General features: G+C 46.6%; 12 protein-coding genes. 3 read left to right on the top strand and 9 right to left on the bottom strand.

The genetic code is table 11. The features are described from left to right. Positions 1-20: 20 nt before the first annotated feature. The 7 genes from AAEO56_RS10810 to AAEO56_RS10780 all read right to left on the bottom strand — a co-directional run bounded on the left by AAEO56_RS10810 (position 21) and on the right by AAEO56_RS10780 (position 11,427). Positions 21-1,064, bottom strand: coding sequence for an adenylate/guanylate cyclase domain-containing protein (locus AAEO56_RS10810; RefSeq protein WP_341697068.1), 1,044 nt, complete (start codon positions 1,062-1,064; stop codon positions 21-23). Then, entirely contained in the window at positions 1,064-1,441 is a 378-nt protein-coding gene (locus tag AAEO56_RS10805; protein ID WP_341697067.1) for a response regulator, read from the bottom strand. Before AAEO56_RS10805 ends, AAEO56_RS10810 begins: the two co-directional genes overlap by 1 nt. Before the next feature lie 91 nt (positions 1,442-1,532). Beyond that, positions 1,533-1,889 (bottom strand): sensor histidine kinase, encoded by a 357-nt coding sequence (locus AAEO56_RS10800; RefSeq protein WP_341697066.1) that lies wholly within the window; start codon positions 1,887-1,889, stop codon positions 1,533-1,535. A 3-nt stretch (positions 1,890-1,892) separates the two neighbouring features. Further along, positions 1,893-3,662 carry a sensor histidine kinase gene (locus tag AAEO56_RS10795; RefSeq protein ID WP_341697065.1) on the bottom strand — a complete coding sequence of 590 codons (1,770 nt, stop codon included), beginning with the start codon at positions 3,660-3,662 and terminating at the stop codon, positions 1,893-1,895. A 3-nt stretch (positions 3,663-3,665) separates the two neighbouring features. Further along, positions 3,666-5,786, bottom strand: a complete 2,121-nt coding sequence (locus AAEO56_RS10790; RefSeq protein WP_341697064.1) for an ATP-binding protein — start codon at positions 5,784-5,786, stop codon at positions 3,666-3,668. Positions 5,787-5,804: 18 nt separating this feature from the next. Continuing rightward, the gene (locus AAEO56_RS10785; RefSeq protein ID WP_341697063.1) at positions 5,805-7,907 is read right to left on the bottom strand and encodes a sensor histidine kinase; all 2,103 of its coding nucleotides are present in this window, start codon (positions 7,905-7,907) and stop codon (positions 5,805-5,807) included. A 1-nt stretch (position 7,908) separates the two neighbouring features. Beyond that, positions 7,909-11,427, bottom strand: a complete 3,519-nt coding sequence (locus AAEO56_RS10780) for a sensor histidine kinase (protein WP_341697062.1) — start codon at positions 11,425-11,427, stop codon at positions 7,909-7,911. A 211-nt stretch (positions 11,428-11,638) separates the two neighbouring features. Between AAEO56_RS10780 and AAEO56_RS10775 the strand changes: the two genes are divergently transcribed. Continuing rightward, positions 11,639-12,496: a UDP-2,3-diacylglucosamine diphosphatase gene (locus tag AAEO56_RS10775; RefSeq protein WP_341697061.1), complete on the top strand. Its 858-nt coding sequence runs from the start codon at positions 11,639-11,641 to the stop codon at positions 12,494-12,496. A 189-nt stretch (positions 12,497-12,685) separates the two neighbouring features. Here the strand turns inward: AAEO56_RS10775 and AAEO56_RS10770 are convergent, their stop codons facing one another. Both AAEO56_RS10770 and AAEO56_RS10765 read right to left on the bottom strand, forming a co-directional pair. Next, positions 12,686-14,041 carry a GH1 family beta-glucosidase gene (locus AAEO56_RS10770; RefSeq protein ID WP_341697060.1) on the bottom strand — a complete coding sequence of 452 codons (1,356 nt, stop codon included), beginning with the start codon at positions 14,039-14,041 and terminating at the stop codon, positions 12,686-12,688. Next, positions 14,031-15,062: a glycosyltransferase family protein gene (locus tag AAEO56_RS10765; protein WP_341697059.1), complete on the bottom strand. Its 1,032-nt coding sequence runs from the start codon at positions 15,060-15,062 to the stop codon at positions 14,031-14,033. The genes AAEO56_RS10770 and AAEO56_RS10765 overlap by 11 nt, the downstream gene beginning before the upstream one ends. A 298-nt stretch (positions 15,063-15,360) precedes the next feature. Here AAEO56_RS10765 and AAEO56_RS10760 point away from each other — a divergent pair, with 298 nt between their 5' ends. Both AAEO56_RS10760 and AAEO56_RS10755 read left to right on the top strand, forming a co-directional pair. After that, a complete protein-coding gene (locus AAEO56_RS10760) occupies positions 15,361-19,125 on the top strand; it encodes a T9SS type B sorting domain-containing protein (protein ID WP_341697058.1) in 3,765 nt (1,254 codons plus the stop codon). A 209-nt stretch (positions 19,126-19,334) separates the two neighbouring features. Continuing rightward, positions 19,335-25,640, top strand: coding sequence for a T9SS type B sorting domain-containing protein (locus tag AAEO56_RS10755; protein WP_341697057.1), 6,306 nt, complete (start codon positions 19,335-19,337; stop codon positions 25,638-25,640). Positions 25,641-25,698 lie beyond the last annotated feature (58 nt).

Raw genomic sequence — 25,698 nt, 5'->3', positions numbered from 1 at the left:
GTAAAATTTTCGGTTTTTGCCTAATCAATAACCTCATACGTCATTACGGGATTTGCCTTATTCTTTAGGGTAAATTCCCCGACTGGGGCACAATTGAATGATTCTTTGGCAAGGTTATATACGTGTTCTGTGATCAGTATCTGTCCCGGCTTAGCTGCCGACTGTAAGCGCTGCGACAGGTTTACAGCATCTCCTATTACGGTATAATCAAGCCTTCTCAGTGACTCAGACCCGATGTTGCCGGATACCATTTCTCCTGAATTGACGCCAATGGATATAGCAGCCTTATAAGGTTTGTCTCCTGCCTGTATCTCTTCACTTGCCCCGATGGCCTGACGGATGGCCAGCGCAGCATCTATAGCGCGGTCCAGATGGTAATCGCCACGGAATACAGCCATTACAGCATCGCCCATAAACTTGTCCACATGGCCGCCCTGTGCAATTACTTCTTTCACTATTTTATCAAAAAGGCCATTAAGCAATTGTACTACTTCATTGGCAGGTATCTGTTCGGTAAGGGCCGTAAATCCGCATACATCAACAAAAAGCACGCTGGCTTCAAGCGTTTCGTTTTTAAGAAGCGTATTCTCAAATTCCTTATTGTTCATAAAGTTGAGCACATTCTCATCTACATACATTTTGAGGATGTTGTTCTCTTTTATCGCCTTGATGGTTTCCTGTATCTGCTTAACGTGGAGTATGGTTTTTTCCATCGTAAGTTCCAGGTCTTCAAAATCGACCGGTTTCACTACAAAGTCGAACGCGCCACGGTTCATTGCCGCACGTATGTTTTGCAGGTCGCCATACGCCGATACCACTACAGCCTTAATGGCAGGATTGGCCTCGGGCAGGTGTGTGAGCAATGTGAGCCCGTCCATTATGGGCATATTGATGTCGCTCAGTATAATGTCAATGTCACTATGCTCGCGCACTTTGTCCAGCGCTTCCTGGCCATTTTGCGCAAAAACGAATTCGTATATATTCTCCCGTATCTTCTTTCGGAATTTTTGCTTTACGAGTATTTCCAGGTCGGCCTCATCATCAACAACCAGTATTTTCGCCATTATAAGTCCAGATGTTTAAGTTTGTCTTTCAATAAATTAAAGTCAAGCGGCTTTGTCAGGAAATCATTGGCTCCCTTTTCCATTGCCTGCCTGTGGTTCTCTTCATCGCCATAGGCCGTAATCATCATTACTACCGGTGGCGGGGCGCTGTATTCGTTCCTTATTTTTGACAGGAGCTCGATACCGCTCATTCCCGGCATATTGATATCCGATAGTATAAGTACTACCTCCGAATGGTGGCCTTCGAGGTAAGCCAGTGCCTCTTCACCCGACTGGGCAAAGTCAAAATCGAGTTCGTGGTTTTTTATCTCTTTACGGAAACGCTGCTGGAAAAGCGGCTGCACGTCGGCTTCGTCATCTACTACCAATATTTTCATACTTGTCCTTTTTATGCTGTACTATGTAGCGTTGCTAATGTAACAATTATAGGGGAGTATAAAAATAGTTTATCCCCATTCTATTAAAAATTTATGCGCTGCCCAGATCAAGAGCTATGGTAAATTCAGAATATTCGCCCTCTTTACTGTCAATCGCAATCGTACCTCCATGACCTTTCACCACGATATCATAACTCAGGCTCAATCCAAGTCCTGTTCCCTCGCCGGTAGGCTTGGTGGTAAAGAACGGCTGTAGTATTTTATCTTTAATAGCATCCGGAATACCTGTACCATTATCTTTTACAATGATTTCAATTGAATTGCCAAGGTGATTGGTAGATACTGTAACCGTTGGCTTGTAGCCTGAAAACTGCGACTGCGACTGTTTACTCTTCTCCTGTGTTGCGTAAAAAGCATTGGTAAACAGGTTAAGCAACACCCTGCCCATATCCTACGGGATAACATTTGCCTTAGGGAGGTTCTCATCAAAATTAGTTACCAGTTCCGCATTGAAGCTTTTATCTTTCGCACGAAGGCCATGGTAGGCCAGCCTCAAATATTCATCGGCAAGTGCATTGATATCTGTCGGTTCTTTTTGTCCGGATGAAGCCCGGCTGTGCTGGAGCATACCTTTTACAATGCCATCGGCACGGCGGCCATGATGGGCTATTTTCTCAAGGTTTTGTATAACATCATCGGCAATGGCATTCACTTCTTCCATGTCGCCTTTATCCAGTTCTTCTTTCAATTCCTGCAAAAGCTCCACACTCACATCGCTGAAATTGTTTACAAAGTTGAGCGGGTTCTGGATCTCGTGGGCTATCCCGGCAGTAAGCTCTCCTAATGATGCCATTTTTTCCGACTGGATAAGCTGGGCCTGGGTCTGCTTCAGGTCGGTTATCGATTGCGAAAGTTCAGCGGTACGTCCGGCCACCTGGTGTTCCAAAATTTCGTTTTGCTGGGCAATAAGCGCGTTGCGTTCCTCCTCTTTTTCGCGGGCCAGCTTTTCTTTCTCTATTGCCTGGCGGCTGTTTTCGGCCATCAATGCCCTGAACCTTGCAAACAGCGACCACGAAATAACCGCTACAGCCCAAATTAGCCCGCACACCATTATCCACTCAAAGTCATCGCCCATTGAAGCCAGGATCCCGATAAAGAATGGGATAAGCGCCACGGTAAGCAACCTGGCGTTAGCGTCGCGGCGTACCAGGTAGCGAATGAGTATGACCAGAATGCCGATAATATAGAAAACTATGAGCGAAAATGCAGCGATATCCAGCACTGTACTGAATTGTGAAGCGGGAACCATAAACCTGATCAAAATAAATATTCCGATCATTACAAACGGGAAATAGACCAGAAATTTATCCCAAAGCGGAAAGGTTTTCTTCGTGTGGAGAAATAACCTCATCGTCAGGAGTACCAGGATTATTACACTGATCATAAGAAAAGCCTGAATGGTTTGCCCCGTACCCGGGCGCTCATTTAAAAATACCTGCAAGAGAGGGTCTGAGATATTAAAAAGGGCGGCTATAAGGAGCGTTATGGCATAAAAGAGGTAAACCCTTTCCCTGATAATGTAATAAAAGAAAAAATTGAACAGCGCGGCAAAAACCATAAAACCAAATAATGCAGCGCTGATCACGGTATCAAAGTAAGCACTGTCACTACCTTCAAAATTGCCTTCCAAAGGGTCGTATATCGCTACCGACGGCATTACCTCTGTGCCGGTGAAGCTCCATTCCATTTTTTTGTAAACCGTTATTTCTTCACCATTGCCAAGAGGGAAAAGTATTTGCAGCGAACGCTTGATGCCGTCCCTTTTACTAAAAGGCACTTTATATCCCGTAGCGAATTGTTTCCATTTGCCAGAAATGCCTTTTATATAAATATCTGAGCGTTTTTCGGCACCGGGAAAGGTTATGATATGGTCGCGCCCCGTGCTGTTCTTTATGCGGAAACGGAACCATGCAGTATTTTTATCGCTGTTGAACAACGATGCATCAAAAGACACAAAATGCTTATCGGAGTTTTCATGCAGGACATCGTCCAGCGTTATCTCTTTCGCCGGGTTTGGAAGGATCTGGAAATGCAGGGTATCCAGAACTATCCTTTCTCCTGTATCGGACTTTATTTCAAATACCGGCGGCAGGCCTTTTTGGGCGGATGCCTGAAATGCTATAAATAATAACGCCCCTAATACAATCCGGATAATCCTCATACACTAATTTTTTAATGGCAGCCTTATTATAAATTCAGAGCCCTCACCTTCTTTGCTTTCTATGGCAATACTGCCGGCGTGGCCTTTTACTATAATATCATAGCTTAGTGAAAGCCCAAGGCCTGTACCCTCTCCCGTAGGTTTGGTAGTGAAGAAGGGCTGCAAAATTTTATCCTGTATCTCTTCCGGGATTCCGGTACCGTTGTCTTTTACAGTAATTTCAACCCAATTATCATTATAGGATGTAGTTACCGTTAAGGTTGGCTTGTAGTGTATCGTTTCTCCCCCTTCGCCTGCAGGTGGGTTTTTCTTTTTTTCCTGCGTGGCATAAAATGCATTGGTAAACAAATTTAACAGCACCCTCCCCACATCCTGAGGGATAACATTTGCTTTTGGAAGGTTTTGATCAAAATTTGTTACCAGTTCAGCATTGAAGCTTTTGTCTTTGGCACGCAGCCCGTGGTAGGCCAGGCGCAGGTATTCGTCGGCCAGGGCATTGATATCCGCAGGCTCTTTTTGACCTGATGAAGCCCGGCTATGCTGCAGCATTCCTTTTACAATACTGTCGGCGCGCTTGCCATGGTGCATGATCTTTTCGAGGTTTTGCTTTATGTCGCCCGAAATGGCTTTTGCCTCTTCGATATCGCCCTTATCAAGCTCTTCCTCCATCTCATCCAAAAGTTCGATACTTACATCGCTGAAGTTGTTGACAAAGTTGAGCGGGTTCTGAATCTCATGGGCAATGCCTGCGGTAAGCTCTCCCAGCGATGCCATCTTTTCTGACTGGACAAGCTGGTTTTGGGTCTGCTTGAGGTTTTCAAGCGAATGCTCTAGTTCTGCCGTGCGCTCTTTTACCAGTTGTTCGAGTTCCTCTTTCTGGATGGCGATAAGCCTGTTGCGTTCCTCTTCCCTTTCGAGTGCGGCACGTGCATTTGCCACCTGCAACGATTTAAAGCGTGCGAACATTCCCCAGGAAAGCACCAGTATCGTCCACATACCGCAGGTGGTTATGGTCCAATCGAAGGGCAGGATTGCTTTGATAACAGGGCTCACTATAAACGGCATTGCAGCAATTACAAACAGGCGCGCCTCCTTATCTTTTTTGCGGAGCAGCTTTATGATCATTACTATGGCTGCTATAAAAAAAATGAAGGCCGCTAATGCTGTGATAAAGCACACTATAATCAGGAAAATAACCCACCTGTTTACAATTCCGAGATATACAGAAACCCCGCTTATGCCAATATAAACAGAAAAATATACCAGGAATTTATCCCAGCCGGGGAAATGGATGTTTACCCTGAAAAAGAAGCGTACCGTATGCAAAAGCATTATGATAAAAAAAGTGATCGTGGCAACCAGGAAAAAAGGGTAAGCATTCCGGTACTCGTCAAAGGCCAGGGAGGAAAAAACATTTTCTGCCATAAGGAAGGCCGACGATATAAGCATAAATGCAAAAACCAGGTAGACCTTTTCGCGATTGACGTAATAAAAGAACAGGTTGAAAATTACCCCAAATATCATAAAGCCGAAAAACCCGAACGATATGACATCTTCGGCAGTATAATTGGGCCTGTCTTTAAAATTGCGGTCAATTATCTTGAGGTAATTTCCTATGCGGGGATCCGGGTTTGACCAGAACGTAACATCCCCAAAATTTTGGTACACCTTTATTTCTTCCCCTGCATTGAGCGTATAAGGAATTTGCATCAGGTCCTTTATACCATCGCGTTCGCTCCAGGGTATCATATCGCCGCTTACCAGGTGTACCCATTTATCCCCTTTTTTAATATAGATATGCTCTTTTGCCCTGGTAGCCGAAAATGTAATGATCACCGGATGCTGCGAAATATTTTTAAGGCGGTAACGCCCCCACACATGCGAAACTGTCTGTATGCTGGTAATGCTTTCCTCACGGGATTTAAACAACCCGGAATATTTCGGTGTCAGTATTTCCTTAAACTCAACTTCCTTATCCCAGGTATCTACCTGCTGCCAGTTTTCTCTGGTAAAGTCCTTATATATAGGGAAACTGTCTGTCAGTACAATTGGTTCCGGCCATTTGTCCTGCGCGAAGGCAGTGATGGCAAATAACAGGAGTAAATGGTATAAGTATTTTTTCATACGCACGCATTTTAAATATTAAGTTGGAAGCGTCACTGTAAAGGTAGTAAAAACACCTTCTTCACTCTCAATGGCAATGCTTCCGCCATGCCCCTTAACCACAATATCATAGCTAAGGCTTAAGCCAAGGCCTGTACCTTCGCCGGTAGGCTTGGTCGTAAAGAACGGCTGTAATATTTTGTCCTTGATGGCATCCGGAATACCGGTACCGCTGTCTTTTACTATAATCTGGACACTATTTTCTTTTTGCATTGTTGTTACGGTCACCGTTGGCTTATACACCCCGCCTGAAAACTGCGACTGCGACTGGGACTTCTTTTGCGTTGCATAAAAAGCATTGGTAAACAGGTTGAGCAATACTCTTCCTATATCCTGCGGGATGACATTTACTTTTGGAAGGTTCTCATCAAAGTTTGTTACCAGTTCGGCATTAAAGGATTTGTCTTTAGCACGAAGGCCATGATATGCAAGCCTCAGGTATTCATCGGCCAGCGCATTGATGTCGGTCGGTTCTTTTTGCCCTGATGAAGCCCGGCTGTGCTGTAGCATCCCTTTTACAATACCATCGGCGCGTTTGCCGTGGTGGCTTATTTTCTCGAGGTTTAGCTTAATATCGCCTGCTATGGCCTTTGCTTCTTCTGTATCGCCTTTGTCAAGCTCTTCGCCCATTTCGTCCAGAAGTTCAATACTCACATCACTAAAATTATTTACAAAGTTGAGCGGGTTCTGTATCTCATGGGCAATGCCTGCGGTAAGTTCTCCAAGCGATGCCATTTTTTCGGACTGGATGAGTTGGTTCTGTGTTTGCTTTAGCTCGGCCAGCGATCGTGTCAGTTCCGATGTACGTTCGGCCACCTGATGCTCCAGCATTTCATTTTGCTGTGCAATAAGGGCGTTGCGTTCCTGTTCCTTTTCAATAGCCTGTCGGGTATTTTCGGCCTGCAGGAATTTATAGCGCTGGAAGAGTGACCAGGAAAGTACCAGTATCGCCCAAACGACTGCAATGTCTGTATAACCTCCAAAGTTGCCTATGCGTGTAAGCATCAGTACGAACAATAATATAAACGGCAGCATGGCAAGGGCCAGCATACCGGCAAAATGCCTCTTTTTTATAAGGCCCGCAACCAGTATTCCAAGTACACCCAGCAGCATGGCGAAACGCACTATCCAGATAACTGTGATTATTAAATTATTGCCCGGATCAAAAAAAGCACGGTATACATTAATAAAGCAAAACACCAGCGTAAGAACCATTAACAGGTTGTTCCAACGCGGATGGTGCCTTGACGCCTGCAGGAACAGTAAGGCTGTCATAACAAAAAGGCTAAACGTTACTGTATTTCCTATAAGGTCGCTAATCGTACGGAACCACGGCTGATCTTTAAAAAAAAGGATTACAAGCGGTTCTGAAAAAAAGGAGACCGCAATGAAGAATAACAGCAATCCATAAACAAAATACACTTTCTCGCGAACTACCGAAAAGAAGAAAAAATTGAACACCGCCCCGAAGATAAAAAACCCGAAAAGTACGCCCGAATGCACTATCTGCAACAGATAGTCATCATTATCAAAATAATCACGGACCACATTTTTTTCGATCCCTGCCATTACCGACAGCATGATGTACCTGCTGCTGTCAAAATTCTTTTCATACACCATGATTTCGGCATGGGCAGGAATCGTATAGGGAATTTGCCTTATCCTTTTATAGCCGGCGCGTTTGCTGTGCGGAATGTCTGTCCCTGTCTCAAAATGGCTCCATTGGCCTGCCGGCCCTGCTATATATACATTGGCGCGCCCCACTCCTTCGGGTATAGTTATGCCTAATGGGTTACTTGTGGTGTTTTTTATCCGGTAACGTAACCAGATATTATGCTTCGGAGGTATTGTAACCGTAGATGTGTCGGTAAGTGGCCGGAACAGCGCCTGGCTTTCAGGCTTCAGCACGTCGTTAAACGATAAGGGTTTACCCTCTTTTTCTACAAAATACTGCAGCCTGCTTTTCGGCAATTGCATCATAACAGCCGTATCGCCTGCTATCTCAAAAGCAGGCTGCCACTCCTTTTGCGAATAGCTGCATATTGTGAATAAAAACAGGATGATTTTTAAATAGTATTTCATATTATGATGCCGGAAGGCTAATTTTAAATTCAGACCCCTGGCCTTCAGTACTTTCAATCTCAATGCTGCCGCCATGCCCTTTCACAATAATATCATAGCTTAGTGAAAGGCCTAATCCTGTACCCTCACCGGTAGGCTTAGTTGTAAAAAAGGGCTGCAATATCTTATCCTTAATCGCATCGGGAATACCGGTACCGTTGTCTTTTACTATAATCTCAACCGAATTGCGTTTTTGTAATGTGGTAACTGTAACTGTTGGTTTAAAAGCCATCTCGACTGCGCTCGATGTGACAGACTGTGACTGCCTACTCTTATCCTGCGTTGCATAAAAAGCATTGGTAAACAGGTTAAGCAGCACCCGCCCTACATCCTGCGGAACGACATTTACTTTAGCGAGGCTTTCATCAAAATGGGTAATGAGTTCCGCATTGAACGACTTGTCTTTTGCACGAAGTCCATGATAGGCCAGCCTTAAATACTCATCGGCAAGTGCATTGATGTCCGTAGGTTCTTTTTGCCCCGATGATGCGCGGCTGTGCTGGAGCATCCCTTTTACAATACCGTCAGCACGGCGGCCATGGTGGTTTATCTTTTCGAGGTTCTGCTTTACATCGGCAGCAATGGCTTTGGCTTCCTCTATATCGCCCTTATCCAGTTCCTCGCTCATTTCGTCCAACAGCTCGATACTCACATCGCTAAAGTTGTTGACGAAGTTCAAAGGATTCTGTATCTCGTGGGCAATACCTGCTGTGAGTTCTCCCAACGATGCCATTTTTTCCGACTGTATCAATTGCGACTGTGTGGTCTTCAGGCTTTCGAGCGATGCATTTAACTCACCGGTACGCAACGCCACTTTTTCTTCCAGTTCCCTGTTCTTGTATTTCAGCTTGCGGGAACGGTATACAATATATCCCCTTAGCAATGCTGCAAAAACAAGCGCACAGATTGTATATGCCCACCAGGTCCTCCACCATGGGGGCAGGATGGTAACCGTAATGCTGCTGCCTTTCTCATCCCATATACCATCGGAATTGGCGCTTTTTACTTTAAAAGTATACGTACCCGGTGAAAGGTTGGTATACGTAACCGATCGCTGCGTACCGGCCTCTATCCATTTATCATCATAACCTTCCAGCTTATAGCGGTACTGGTTCAGTTCAGGGTTGTCGTAGTGAAGGCCGATATAACGGAATGTAATCCTGTTCTCGTCATAGGCCAGTTCCGGGCTTTCGGTGCCTGCGAGGTATACCGTTTTTTCTTCCCTGTCCTTTGCGTAGCCCGGATAGGAAATCGATTGTATGTGGGTTGCCGGTGGTATAGGGCTCGATTTTATATCTTCCGGATTGAAAATAACAAGCCCGCGTTTGCTCACCATAAAAAAGTTGCCATTAGCATCCTTAAAGGGAGGGCGTATAAACTGGCTTTCAGGGAGGCCATTGGCTTTGGTAATAGCGAAAAACCTGCCTGTCTTTAGGTTAAACCTTGTCAAACCCCTTTCAGATGCTATCCATAAATTGCCTTCGTTATCCCTCGTGATACCCTGTACGTTATTGGCCAGCAGCCCGTCTTCCTGCCGGTATACTTTTACTTTCCCGGTTTTGGTGTCGATCCTGAAAAGCCCATGCAGGTAGGACCCCGCCCAGATAATGCCATTCCCTTCTTCATAAAAAGACGTAATACACATCATGCCAATGGAACGGTCGTTATAATGCGAAAACTTCCCGGTTTTTTCATCTAATTTATTCAGTCCCCCAAAATTGGTCCCCACCCAGATATTTCCTTCGCTATCCTCGTTTATAGACACTACATTGCTGTCGTCAAGCTTATCGGTTTTAGTGATGGCATTACCTTCGCGCACCTCAAACGGATACCTGATAAATGACCGCGTATCAGCGTCGAAGCGGCAGAGCCCCGCGCCATAGGTGCCTACCCAAATCCTGTTTTTGCTATCGCATAATAGCGTAAATGCATTATTTACAGGGAGGCTTTTAGGGTTGTTTGGGTCTTTAATGAATGTTTGAACAGCGCCCGTTAAAGGGTCATAGCTGTAAAGACCGCCGGCAATAAGGGCGTACCATATTTTGCCATCTTTATCAACTACCACATTCCAGGCCGCATTTTTACTGTCTTTATCAGGAACCGTCTCAAACGTGTTTGCTTTCCTGTCCCATTTTATTATCCCGTTCTTGGCAGCAAGCCAGTACATACCGTCCTTTCCCTGTACTGCTTTGTAAACGGTGCCGCCTTTGTAGCCCTTTTCATTTTCGTAATCATCCTTTAAAAAAGTGTAATTGGACTTTTGGTTGTTCAGCCGCAGCAATCCGAGGTCGAGCGTAGCTACATACAGGGTCCCGCTTTTGTCCATGAGGGGAGGTACTGTATAATTCAGCGAAAAATGCTCGAGCCCGCGGGCATTGCCGCTTTTTGTGGTATACCGCGTGAAAGTTTTTGTTTTGATATCAAACTGCATTATACCAACCGGCCCAACGATCCACATCTTCTCATCCTGTGTTTCTGCCATCCCAACCACAACGCCGCCATATCCACGGTTTGCAGGGCCGGAATCAGCCGGGAAATAATTTTTTATAGTCCCTGTTTTAGAATCAATAAGCGATATCCCGTTCATAGTGCCTGCCCATAGACGCTTATGACTGTCTTTGTAGAGGGAAAAAATAGTATCTGACCCCAAACCGTCAGCCTTCAGGTAATTTTTTAGTGCTTTTGAAGAAGTATTGAGCCGTGTAACCCCGCCTCCGGAATTTGCAAGGCCCTGGTTGGCGAGCCACAGGACACCTTTTTCGGTTGGAGATTCGACGATATGCCAAACGTCGGCCACGTTCGATGTCCCTTTTTTTATCTCCTGTACGAACCGTTGCTCTTTTTTATCATAGCCGTAAAGGCCATTACTCGTGCCCAGCCAAATTTTGCCATTACTGTCTTCGGTCACAACATTGAGTACAGAGGCATCTATCTTATTTTTTCCTTTGTGCACAGCCCCGAAGGCAATCGTTTTTTTTGTATCGGGATTGTATTTATAAAGGTCGTTATTATGCTCTGAAGCGAGGCCTACCTCGTTGTTCTCATTTTTTGTGATGAGCCATATAGTACCCTGGCTATCCTCTCTAATCGATTTTATCGATTTCTTTTTCAGGTCGATACCTTTACCCATATCAGCCAGTACAAATTTGTCATTGACAACATCATACCGGAACAGCCCTACATATTCCGTCCCTACCCAGATAATGCCCTTACTGTCTTCAAATATGCAATTGATATAATAAAAATCTATTTTCGACGATGTCCTGAACTCATATACCTTGGTAGTGTACCCATCGTGGCGCACCAGGCCATTTTGTGTACCCAGCCATATATAGCCTTTTTTGTCCTGTAGCAGCGTGGTTATGCGGTTTTCAGGAAGGCCGTCTTCCATAGTGATGTATTCGAAAGCTGCTTTTTTGGCCTGCGAATAACCGGAAAAAGTAATTAGTAATGCAAAAATTAAATAGTATAGGTGTTTCATATAGTCGGGTTGGATGGGATGGGCTTAACGCTTGTTAAATATAGTATTTTTTTGATGCATGCCGCGCAATCACTGTTAAAAATCAATATTTAACCGTTAAATTCCTGTAAGAATAGTAGTTCTTAACATATTAGCCATCAATCATAAAACTGCCTTAACATCTGGTTTAAATAAAAATCCTTGCTTTGCGTGCAACTAGATTTGATTGACTATGAGAAAGCGCGAAGTTGACTTAGTTGTAATATCAGATGTGCACCTTGGCACCTACGGCTGCCACTCCAAGGAACTGCTGCGCTACCTGAAAAGCATCAACCCAAAACAGATCATCCTCAACGGGGATATCATCGACATCTGGCAGTTCAGCAAGTCGTACTGGCCGGAATCGCACATGAAGGTTTTGCGCCGTATTATGAAATTCGTTTCCGACGGCGTACCGGTGTACTACCTAACGGGCAACCATGACGAAATGCTCCGCAAATTTGCCGACATCAACCTCGGGAGCTTCCGGCTGCTGAACAAGCTTGTGCTTAAGATCAACGGCGAGAAGGCATGGTTCTTCCATGGCGATGTCTTTGATGTCACCATGCAGAATTCGAAATGGCTGGCCAAGCTGGGTGCTGTAGGGTATGACACCCTGATCCTTATCAACAGCTTTGTAAACTGGGGCCTCACCAAAATGGGTCGCGAGAAAATGAGTTTTTCGCAACGCATAAAAAAGCGATTTAAGGATGCCGTAAAATTCATCAACGACTTTGAAACTACCGCTGCCGGGCTCGCCATAGATAAAGGCTACCGGTATGTAGTGTGCGGACACATCCACCAGCCGGAAATGCGGGAAATAAGCAACAGCAAGGGCAAGGTACTGTACCTTAATTCCGGCGACTGGGTCGAGAGCCTTACAGCGCTGGAATATAATATGGGCGAATGGAGCATTTTTAACTACAGGACAGATTATAAGGAACAGCCTGAGGAGCCTGATGATTTTGAAGACACCTTTGATACCGAAGACCTGAACGATATGCTTGACATCAAGTCATTGCTGATACAGTTTAAATTGGATACGGAGTAAGGCCCCCTAGCCCCCAAAGGGGGAACTCCACTCATGCAGGTGAGACCTGCGATTTGTCATCACTCATCATTAGTAATTACTAAACCACAGCTTTGAAGATGAGATAAGTGAGTATAATTTTTATGCACCGAGATATCGGTCATGAGTGTAGCTGCCCTTCTCCTTCGGAGAAGGGTTGGGATGAGGCCTTTACCCCTGCAAAAATGACCTGTACCAATGCCCAGATGCTTTGATGAGGCGCTGCTGGGTGTCGAAGTCTACATGCACAAGGCCGAACCGGGGATGGTAGCCCTCGGCCCATTCAAAGTTGTCGAGGAGTGTCCATACAAAGTACCCCTGGACATTTACGCCTTCATTCTTTGCATTGAGAACCTGTTTTAGGTGGTCGTGGATGTATTTTATCCTGTCGTCATCCTTCACCTCGCCATTGACCGGCTGGTCAGGGAAGGCCGCACCATTCTCGGTAATATATATCTTTTTGATTCCTTCGTAAGCGCCATATTTTTTCAGCATGTGGTATATGGAGGGCGGGAATACTTCCCATCCCATTGCCGTTAAAGGCACTTTGCGGTTTTGCGCCTTTACCAGCACCGCATTAAGATAGGGTACAAATATGGAGTGTTTTACAATTTCGCGGGTGTAGTTCTGCACGCCTATAAAATCAAAATCGAACTTCATTAATTCCTCGTCGCCCGGCTTTATGTATTTGTGCAGCTTTTTCAGTACGGGCAAATCTTCGCGTGGGTAGCCTAAGCCAAGTACAGGCTCAATGAACAGGCGGTTGAGCAATGCATCTGCACGTTTTGCGGCGGCAAAATCTTTCGGGCTTGCGGTATAGGGTTCTATATACGAGCATGAAAAAGTTGTGCCAATTTCGGCATTGGGTAACAAGCTTCTCAGTACCCTGCCGCCTTCGGCCATGCTTAGTATTGCGTGGTGTGCAGCGGGCAGGAAATTAGGCAATCCCTTTTTGCCCGGCGCATGGAGGCCTAAAAAGTAGCCCGCACCGGTAAACACCATGGGCTCATTCATTACCATCCAGTGCTTTACCCTGTCGCCAAAATTCTTCGCACAGACTTCGGTATACTCCGCAAACCATGAAATAATATCACGGTTTGTCCAGCCGCCTTTTAATTCAAGCTCGTGCGGAAGATCCCAATGGTAAAGCGTAAGCCACGGTTCTATGCCGTTTTCAAGGCAACTGTCGATCACGCTGTTGTAAAAATCAATTCCCTTTTGGTTTATTTTCCCGGTACCATCGGGCAGTATCCTCGGCCAGGAGAGCGAGAACCGCAGGTTGGGTATGTTCAGCTCTTTTACAAGGGCAATGTCCTGCGGGTAGCGGTTATAAAAATCGCAGGCCATATTGGCGTTGTGCCCGTTGGCAATGCTGCCGTTCTTTGCCGTAAAGACATCCCATACGGAAAGGCCTTTTTCATCGGCATCGTGGCCGCCTTCAATCTGGTAAGCTGCTGTAGAGACACCCCATTTAAACGATTCGCCAAATTGGTCCCTGCTTAATAAGTCTGTATCTTTAAGCTCCATTTGTATTTCCGCGACTTTCATTAGTAATAGCAGCAGGGGTATGCTTCTGTACGATCATGTCTATTATCTGCTGCGTAGTATCAGGATAGTCAACAGGAATTTGTTTTCCTTTTGCCAGCCATTCGGCAATGACATCCATGTGTTTCGGTTTAAGGTTTTTTAGCACAGGAACACCCATAGCTTTTAGCGCAGCGGCATTAAGGTGCTGCTCATATTGGTTTTTCATAGGTATGACCAGCAGCTTTTTGCCAAGGAAAAGAGCCTCGGCAGGTGTCTCAAAACCGGCGCCGCAAAGCACACCCGAAGCCGATGCCATGCTTTGGGTAAACTTTTCGTTATTGATTGGCTGCACGGTAATATTGCCTACAGTAAACTGTTTTTTATTGTGCTTTGAAAACACATCCCATTTTATTGACTTATAAACCGACAGCCTTTTGATGAGCCTTTTGTCATCATAAGAAGGCAGGTATACGGTGTAGTGTCCCTTGTCCGATATTTTTTGGTCCCGTACCTGTTTGCGTATTACAGGGGTAAATATAGTACTGCCATTAGATGAAAAATGAAATCCATAGCTGGCAGTACCGGGAGCATAGTTGTTCAGTATCAGTTTTCCCATCATGTCTTCCTGCTCAGGCTTTGGGGAGCCGGGCGCCAATACAGCCGACTGGTGGCTTAACGAAATACACGGCTTGTTCTTAAAATAGCAGGCCCATGCCGAAACAGGCTCGAAATCATTAATTACCAAATCGTATTTTTCGACGGGCAGGGTGTTTATTTCTTTACGCAGTTTCCTGAAGTTGGTCTTTGCAGCCGTTTTCCATAAGCTCACTCCGCCAGCCTTGCCAAATATAAAGCTAAGCCCCCGCAATTTATATTTTACAGGAAAAGGCAGGGTAAGGTCGCCCTGTATACCGCTGACAAGTACCTCTACCTCGCCGTGTTTCATGAGGCATGGCACAATATCCATAGACCGGCTCAAATGGCCATTTCCCGTTCCCTGGATCGCATAGAGTATTTTCATTGGCAAGATAGTAACGCTGCACAAACCTTTAGCCCCTGATTTCTATTATGAGGATAAGTTTAGTTAGCCATTAAGTTATTGTTAGCAAAAATAGAAGGGAGCAGATGATGGAATGGTGCAAACATGATGATATAATCGTTAACAAATCGTTACCAATAAGGTGTTTAGCAGTATCGCCGGGCTATAAAGGCTTCTTTTCCGGCAGCAACAAATAACCATTTAATAAAACTGCCGTAATCCTGAATTTTACAATATAAAGTAGCTTGCGCAGCATTTGCATATAACCAAAAAAATAACAATGCGAAAAGAAAATAAGCTATACTATTTCGGGATAATGACCATCCTGATTTATATTTTAGGCATGGGCGCCTCTTATGCCCAGTGCCCCGTTATCACTTCTTTTACACCGGCATCGGGCCCTGCCAATACGGTTGTAACAGTTACCGGAAGTAACTTCCAGTCAGGATCGGGCATTACATCTGCACAAATTAATGGCGTGACTGTTCCTGTGTTTAGCGTAATCTCTGATACTGAAGCACAGATCACAGTACCCGCAACAGCGACCAACGGTACCGTAACACTTGCGTCCGCCGCTTGCTCAGGAACATCGGGAAGTTCTTTCACGGTATTAACTTCGGACTGTAACGCTGTTGGCCCCACGGAAATATACATATCGGAGCTGTACGACCATACACCATTAAGTTATGGCATGATCGAACTATACAACCCAACGAACAGCACTATTACCTTCAATGGCCAGTATGTGTTGGAGCGCTATGGCACATGGAACGATGGTTCGCCGACAAATAGTAGCTACATATTGACCCTTCCCGGCTCTATAGCTCCCCACTCGACTTACCTTGTAGAGAGCAGCCAGAACAATGACCCGGGGTGCAGCAACGTTCCGAACGCCTCATTTGGTAGTGGTATCAACGCCGATGATGGAATAAAATTGAAGAAAAACTCCATTGTAATAGATTTCGCAAGGGCTCCCGACTACACAGGCTATACTGTTATCAGGAAACCCGATGCCGTTGCGCCGCAGGCGAATAATAATTTAGCGGATTGGAATACTACTTCATCATTCAACTGTGCCAACCTTGGCATACACAATACCAATATGGTCGCGCCTTCTACCATAACTGCACAGCCGCAGGACGAGACATCCTGCGAAGATGGCCAGGCACAATTTTCGGTGGTGATAAGCAATACAATAGGATTCAGCTACCAATGGAAAATGCTCAATGCCGCAGGAGCATGGGTGAATGTAACCAACGGCGGTAACTATTCGGGTGCAACTACAGCAACCCTTACCGTTGACCCTGCATCGTTGGCAATGGACGGCACACAATATTACTGCCAGATCACCTCAACAGGCTGTACGCTGCTTACCAATGCTGCGGAACTTGTTATCACTCCGGAGCCTGTAGTAACAATTGCTATAACAGAGCCTACCTGCACGACCCCGACCGGAAGCATAACTATTACACCTGTAGTGGGAGAAGGGCTTACCTACCAGATCAATGGTGGGCCGTTCCAGACATCAGCCACATTTGCCGGCTTAGACCCCGGAGATTATATCCTTACTATACAAGGCCCGGGCGGATGCCCCCCTGTAAATTTAGATGTAACTATTGGCGGTACGCCTACTGCTCCTGCTGTTGCTACCGTAATAACAGTCCAGCCTACATGTGCCACCCCAACAGGAACAATAACCGTTACCGCACCGACAGGCACAGAATATACTTACAGCATTAACAACGGTCCTTTCCAACCGGAAACTGCATTTGATGAACTTGACCCCGGAACCTATACTATTACCGTTAAAAATGCCGGAGGATGTACCTCTGTAACCGGGAACATCACTATCAATGCTGTACCTGCGGGTCCTGCTGTTGCAACCGTAACAACTGTTGACCCTACATGTACAACGCCAACAGGAGCTATAACTGTTACCGCGCCAACAGGAGCCGGATTTACATATAACCTCAACGGTGGGCCGTTCCAGGCAGAAACGCTGTTTGACGGGCTTACTCCGGGAACCTACAGCATTACCGTAAAAAATGCTGACGGGTGTACATCGGTACACAATAACATTGTTATAAACCCGGCACCGAATGCTCCCGCACAAGCTGTTACCACAACCGTTCAGCCTACATGCAGTATACCCACCGGATCTATAACAGTAACCGCACCGACAGACCCAGGCTTGACCTACAGCCTTAACGGCGGGCCTTTCCAAACGGAAACGCTATTTGACGGACTTGATCCCGGAACCTACACTATTACCGTTAAAAATGCCGATGGATGTACATCCGTAAGCAGCAATATTTTCATAAACCCTGCACCTGTTGTACCGGATGCGGCAACCGTAACCACTACACAGCCTGCATGTACTACACCCACAGGTTCTATAACCATAACAGCGCCTATCGGAGCCTTTACCTACAGTCTAAACGGCAGCCCTTTCCAAACGGAAACACTCTTTGACGAACTTGCACCCGGAACCTATACCGTCACTGTTAAGAATGCAGACGGCTGTACTTCGGTAAGCAATAACATTGTTATAAATACAGTTCCAAATGCGCCTGCGCCTGCAACGGCAACAACGATCCAACCTACCTGCATTACCGTAAAAGGATCTATAACCGTTACAGCGCCAACAGGAGCGGGGCTTACCTACAGCCTTAATGGCGGGCCTTTCCAACCGGAAACGCTATTTGATACCCTTGATCCCGGAACATATGTTATTACAGTTAAGAACGCTGACGGCTGTACCTCTGTAAGCAATAGCATTATTATAAGCCCTGTACCAAATGCTCCGGCAGCGGCGGCCACAACAACGGTACAACCTATATGTAGTAACCCATTCGGCTCGATAACCGTTACGGCGCCAATTGGCGGTGTAACTTACAGCCTTAACGGCGGAGCTTTCCAGCCGGAAACAACATTCGCCAATCTTGTACCAGGCAACTACACTATTACTGTAAAAAATACTGACGGGTGTACCTCTGTAAGCAATACCATTTTCATAAATGCGGTGCCAAACGCGCCAGATATGGCAACGGCAACAACGGTACAGCCCACATGCCTTGCAACAACAGGATCTATAACTATTACTGCGCCAACAGGAGCAGGATATACGTACAGCCTTAATGGTGGTACTTTCCAACCGGAAACAACATTCAGCACCCTTGACCCGGGTACATATACCATCACCGTAAAAAATGCTGACGGATGTACTTCGGTAAGCAATAACATTATTATAGACGCAGTTCCAAACGCCCCGACAACCGCGACCACAACAACATCGCAGCCTTCGTGCATTGTACCAACAGGAACCATAACCGTCACTTCACCAACAGAGGCAGGAATGACCTACAGCCTTAACGGCGGCGCTTTTGTAACCAACACAACATTTGCCGGCCTTGCTCCTGCAAATTATACCATTACAGTTAAGAATGCTGATGGATGTACGTCGGTTTCTGCCCCGATAACGATCAGCCCGCTACCGGCAGGCCCTCAGGTTACAGGTACACAGGGATGCAGGGATACCACTTTTGGAAGGAACTATGTTCTGGAAGGACTGCCTTTGGATAATTCTTTTGACGTGGCCACTGCCGATTTTGAATGGCGTAATGAACAGGGTGTTGTAGTTGGTAATAATGAAAATACGTTCAACGTTTCGCAATACGTGGATGCTAACGGTATCGATGCTGCCGATTTCCCACTACAGTTTGGACTGACGGTTACAACCGCAGCAGGGTGTGAAAGCACATATACATTTACTGTTGAAGCGTCATTTTGTACGATCCCAAGGGGTATATCGCCTAACAACGATACGAAGAATGATAATTTTGATATAGCAGGACTGCACGCGCGAAGGCTGGCTATCTTTAACCGTTACGGAAAGGAAGTATATTCCCGCAATGATTATAAAGACGAATGGTACGGCCAGACGGATAACGGCGATGAGCTGCCGACAGGCACTTACTATTATGTAATTGATACACCATCCGAATCGTATACCGGGTGGGTTTATATCAACAGGCAAATGAATTAAACCAATTTTAACTAATATAAAAAAGTGCTGCTCTAAAAGTTACTATTACACTTTAGGGCAGCACTTTACTTTTAAGCACCTATTAGTTTACAAATAAATCATTATCAGGCAACTATTATTTAACTTTAAAAACTTGGAAGAAAGCCTAAACCTTTTAATTTTGCCATGTTAAATCTATCTTAAAAATTGCTACTAAAAAGACAGTGAACATGTTACAAAAATACAAAAGGCAGGCCGCTTTACTACCGTTCCTGCAATTTTTTTTTGTCCTGTTATCAGGATATGGCGCCCATGCACAAATATACCAGCATAACTTTGGCACCACTACCATAAGCACCCACCCTTATGCGGCGGCCCCGTCTACATTGGCCGCTAACCTGTCCGGTTCGTCCTGGACCAACAGCACCAGTGCATGGTCGAGCAATACCGGTTCGGCAGGACAGGCGATCCAGTATTTCAACACACCCGGCACCACGACCGTGACCCTTACCTTCAATGTTGCTCCCAACTTTCAGGTGGGTGTCACATCTTTTAATTTCTGGAGGCAGCGCAGCGCTTCGGGTCCGCAGGCATGGCAAATGTCGATTAACGGCATCAATGTGGGCAGCGGCACCACGCCACTTTCCGGAAACGGGACCGGGGCAGCAATAGGAGTAACACCTGTAGCCAACCCTGTTTCGGGGCTTACCGGTACGGTGACTGTTGTCCTTACCCTTAGTGGCGCAACGGGTGCAGGTAATATACGGTTTGACGATTTTACCCTGAACGGCAGCGTGACTTCTACCTGTACCAATGCCGTTGTTACCTCCTATTCTCCGCATTCGGGTCCTAAAGATACCATGATAACCATTACAGGAAGCGGCTTCACCGATACTTCCACTGTAAAAATTGACGGTATTACTATGCCGTTTACCATAATTTCAGATACTGAGATTCAGGCAATGGTTCCCGCAGGGGTAACCAGCGGGAACATTACCGTTACCGCTACAGATGGTTGTTTTGGACAGGGAGGTATTCCTTTTACACTGATCGAATCGGATTGTGTATCGCCTGAAATCTATATTTCCGAAATATTCGACCAGGCAGCCGGTGATCCGGGTTTCGTAGAAATTTATAACCCATCATCAACTCCTGTTACACTGGATGGCGTATATGTCATTGAACGTTATGGTGAAATTGTCGATACCACTCCTTCCAACAATTATATAATATCCCTTTCGGGGACTATACCTCCAACGAGTACTTATCTTATCAGTTGTGGCAGTTCTACACCACTATTATGCACGCCGTATAACCCTACGTTTCTTGCGTCTATGGGTGGGATCAATGATAATGATAAATTCAGGCTAAAGAAAAACGGCGCTATTATTGACGAGGTACAGATTCCTTTTGGGGTGGGTACCGGCCCAACGCACAGAGGCTATACGATGATACGTAAACCCAATGCTGTAGCGCCCGCGGTGACCTTTAACCTTAACGACTGGATTGCGGATAATAATGAGTACTGTACGAACATAGGGATGCATACCGCCAATTCTACAAGTATACCGCTTCCGCTGATCACCCATCCGGCTCCAAGAACGGTATGTGTAAATACCAATACAACCTTTACAGCTACTATAATTCCTTCTACAGGTTTTACGTACCAATGGAAAATGCTCACATCGGCCGGAACCTGGGTAAATGTTACTAATAATGGAACCTATAGCGGAGCCACTACAGCAACATTATCTGTAAATGGTGTTTCAATTGCCATGAATAACAGCCAGTATTACCTTGAGGCTACGTCTGCTTCATGCGTAATACGTACTGATGCTGCCCAATTATTTGTGCTTGATAAGCCTGCCGCGCCAACGGTTACGGTTACGCAGCCTACCTGCTCTACCCCAACCGGAAGCATAACCATAACCGGGCCACCGGATCCTGACAATAACTTTACTTATAGCATCAACGGGGTAAATTATGTAACCGGAACCACATTTAACAACCTTACCCCCGGCACTACCTACAACATAACTGTCAGGAATATCGCAGGGTGTACATCTAACATAACCACACAAGCCATAAATACGGTGCCGGGAGCGCCTGTGGCGCCTACCCTTACGGCAGTGCAGCCCGACTGTACGAACGCTAATGGCAGCATTACTGTTACCTGGCCTGTGGGTGCAGGATATACCTATAGTATAGATGGCGGGCCTTATGTGGCGGCAACAACCTTTTCACCTGTGGCGCCGGGACCGCATAACATTACCGCGCAGCTTGCAGGATGTACTTCACCTGCTACCGCTCAAACCATCGATGCCCAGCCGGTAACCCCTGCTGTGCCGACCCTTACTGTGACGCAGCCTACCTGTACCGTTCCGGGAAGCATTACTGTTGATACTCCTATAGGCATTGACTACAGCTATAGTATCGATGGCGGTCCTTACCAGGCAGGGACCCTATTCAACCCTGTAGCACCGGGGCCGCATAACATTACCGCAAAACTTGGAAACTGTATTTCGGCACAGGCTCCTGTAACCATTGACCCTGTACCGGGAGCGCCAGCCGCCCCAACCCTTACTGCAGTACAACCTGATTGTGCTACGGCTACAGGCAGCATTACGGTTACCAATCCTGTAGGCCCGGATTACAGCTATAGCATTGACGGATTGGCTTATCAGTCCGGGACAACATTTTCGCCAGTTTCACCGGGGCCTCATACTATTACCGTAAAGCTTAACGACTGTATTTCGGCTCCTGCCTCGCAAACCATAAACATTCAGCCTGCTACTCCTGCAACGCCAACCCTTAGTGCGGTGCAACCGGATTGTACAACGGCAACCGGGAGCATAACGATAACTAATCCGGGGGGAACAGGTTATACATACAGCATCGACGGCCTTGCACCACAGTCGGGGACAACATTTACCCTTGTAGCATCCGGCCCGCATACCATTACGGCGCAGGCTAATGGCTGCACATCTCCGCCCGCATCGATAACAATAGACGCACAGCCTGCAACTCCTGCCGCCCCTGCACTTACGGCAGTACAGCCCACCTGTAGTACTGCAACGGGAAGCATTATGATTGACAACGCTGTAACAGGTTATACCTACAGCCTTGATGGAGCGCCTTTCCAGGCAGGGACAACATTTACAGATGTGGCACAGGGTCCACACAATGTTATTGCAAAACTTGGCAGCTGTGTTTCGGCACCTGGTTCAATAACTATTAATGTACAGCCAGCAACACCACCGGCACCAACCGTTACAGCAGTGCAGCCAACCTGTACGACTCCTACGGGAAGCATAACGGTAACGAATCCAATGCCGGGACCGGGATATACGTATAGTATTGATGGCCTTCCGCCTCAATCTTCAGCAACATTTTCACCTGTTGCAACAGGCCCGCATACTATTACTGTTACACTTAATGGGTGTACATCGGCAGCAACATCACAAACTATCGATCAACAACCTGAAACCCCGGCTGTTCCAACGTTTACCGCAGTGCAGCCTGACTGTACTACACCCACAGGAACCATTACAGTTGACACACCGGTCGGAGCAGGTTATACGTATAGCATTGACGGCAATCCTTACCAGGCAAGCACTATCTTTACTGTAGCGGCGGGGCCTCACAATGTTACCGCAAAACTTGGAGCTTGTATATCAGCACCGGGTTCGATAACCATAGACGCACAGCCTGCAACTCCGACTGTTCCAACGTTTACTGTAGTGCAGCCTGACTGTACTACAGCCACAGGCAGCATAACAGTTACAAATCCTGTAGGTGCAGGATATACTTACAGTATTGATGGATTGCCTTTCCAGTCGTTCACTACATTTAACACTGTATTGCCGGGCCCTCATAATGTTATTGCCAAACTTGGTAACTGTACTTCGGCTCCCGGTTCTATAACCATAGACACACAGCCTGCAACCCCTGCAGCACCAACGCTTTCAGCAGTACAGCCTTCGTGCGGGGTGCCAACCGGAAGCATTACCGTTACCAGTTCAGGAGCAAACTATACTTATAATATTGACGGAGGTATTTTCCAGTCAGGAATCACCTTTACGAATGTAGCGCCGGGCCCACATACTATTACCGCGAAAAACACATCGGGGTGTGTATCTCCCGGCGCTTCGATAACTATTGACCCGGCACTGATTGTACCGGCCGCCCCAACACTTTCTGTAGTGCAGACCACATGTACTACAGGTACCGGAACCATTACGGTTACCACACCTGTTGGCGCAGGCATTACGTATAGTATTGATGGACTGCCTTACCAGACAAGCGCTACCTTTAACACCGTTGCACCCGGCCCGCATACCATTACTGTGAAAAACGCTTCAGGGTGTGTATCTCCGGTAGCCACAAGAACTATCGACCCGCAGCCAGCCACTCCTGTTGCCCCAACCCTTACGGCAGTACAGCCTTCGTGCGGAGTGCCAACAGGAAGCATTACGGTTACCAATCCGGCGGGGCTTAGCTATAGTATTGACGGCGGGGCCTTCCAGTCGTCACCTACATTTACCAGTGTATTGCCGGGCAACCATATTATTACTGTAAAAAATACAGCAGGATGTGTATCGCCGGGTACTTCCCAAACCATTAACCCGGCGTTGGCCGTGCCGGCACAGCCAACTGTTACCGCAGTGCAAACCACCTGTACCGTTATTACCGGAAGCATAACAGTAACAGCGCCCCTTGGTGCCGACCTTACCTACAGTATTGACGGTGGAACTTTCCAGTTGGGCACTACCTTCTTAAATGTGCTTCCGGGTCCGCACACTATTACCGTGAAAAATGGTGCCGGATGTGTATCGCTACCGAGGACACAAACTATTAACCCTGTGCCAACCGCACCGGACGTAGCACTACTATCAGTTTCGCATCCCGGATGCAATGCCACAAAAGGCAGCATAGCCGTGACTTCGCCTATAGGTACTGGCTATTCGTACAGCATTGATGGAGAGCCCTACCAAACAGGAACCAGCTTTGCCAACCTTTACCCAGGTACCCATACTATAATTGTAAAAAACGCGGCAGGCTGCCTTTCCAGCCCTGCTTCAGAAACCATAAATATACCGCCAGCCACGCCTGATGCCCCAGTAGTGACCATAGTCCAACCGGATTGTACTACTGCTACGGGAAGCATTACCGTAACTTACCCTGTGGGCGGAGGCCTTATGTATAGCGTGAACAGCCTTACCTACCAGTCGGAAGTTGATTTTAACAGCCTTGCTCCGGGCAACTATGTTATCACTGCACGAAATACTTCGGGATGCGTTTCTGGCTATACGCATTTTGTAATCAACTATCCGCCGCTTGTGCCTGCTGTACCTGTAGTTAATGTGGTGCAGCCAAATTGCGATAAGCCAACCGGGACTATTACAGTAAGTTCTCCCGTTGGTTTCGGATTAGAATACAGCACCGATGGGACAAACTTTCAGCCTTCGAGGATATTTAATGGCGTGCTACCCGGCACCTATACTGTTACCGTACGAAATTCAGCCGGATGTAGCGCTTTCCTTGCGGGAATAACCGTAGATCCGGCACCTGCCCCGGCACCTTTCCCAGGTGTAATAACCGGAGATACTGCCGTTTGCGAAGGCGGAACCATACAACTGGCAAATACCGTAACCACCGGCGCTTGGTCCAGCAGCAATACTGATGTGGCTACTGTGGACAGTAATGGACTTGTAACCACCCTGAAACCGGGAACGGTTACTATAATGTATACTACGGGAACGGTATGTACGGCAGCCGCAACACACGTGATAACCATAAATGCACTGCCTGACCCGCAGCTACGTGATACCTACCTGTGCGTAGATAACGAAACCGGCTTACCTGTAACGGGAGTGCTGAACAGCGGCCTTTCTGCAACGGCATACGACTTTACATGGACGAAAGGAACTACGCCGCTAACGGCTACTACGAGCGCAATCATTGTTACAGAACCGGGCGACTATACTGTTACCGCTACAAATAAAATAACGGGATGCGTAGGAACATCAACAGCTACGGTTGGCTTGTCGTCAATAGCGCTGGGTTATGCTGAGGCAACGGTTGATTTCCAGTATAACCAAATGATAACGGTACATATAACCGGCGGGTCGGGCGATTATGAATACAGCCTGGACGGCGGCCCTTACCAGGATGAGAATTATTTTACCGGCATTTATGAGGGCGAATACCATGTTACCGTAAGGGACAAGCACGGCTGCGGTGAACTGGAACTGGTTGTGTATGCGCTCAATTACCCGCGTTTCTTCTCGCCGAACGGTGATGGGGCACGCGACACCTGGAACATAAAAGGCCTCCGTGGCCAGCCGGATGCGAAGATCTTTATTTTTGACCGCTACGGAAAACTGATTGCGGGACTAAAACCGGGTGGACCGGGATGGGATGGCACCTATAATGGGGAACGCCTTCCTGCAACGGATTATTGGTTTACGCTGCAATACCATGGGGCAAATGGTGAAGGGAAAGAGTTTAGAGCGCATTTCTCCTTGTTGAGGTAGCCTCTATAAAGATTTTATAAATGAATATAATTTGAAGTATACATGCCGTTCCTCCGGA

Origin of the sequence: Flavobacterium arundinis (genome assembly GCF_038289855.1) — a bacterium.
Classification (GTDB): domain Bacteria; phylum Bacteroidota; class Bacteroidia; order Flavobacteriales; family Flavobacteriaceae; genus Flavobacterium; species Flavobacterium arundinis.
Note: the sequence above shows the minus strand (reverse complement) of the source record. Positions and strands in the feature narration are given on the sequence as shown.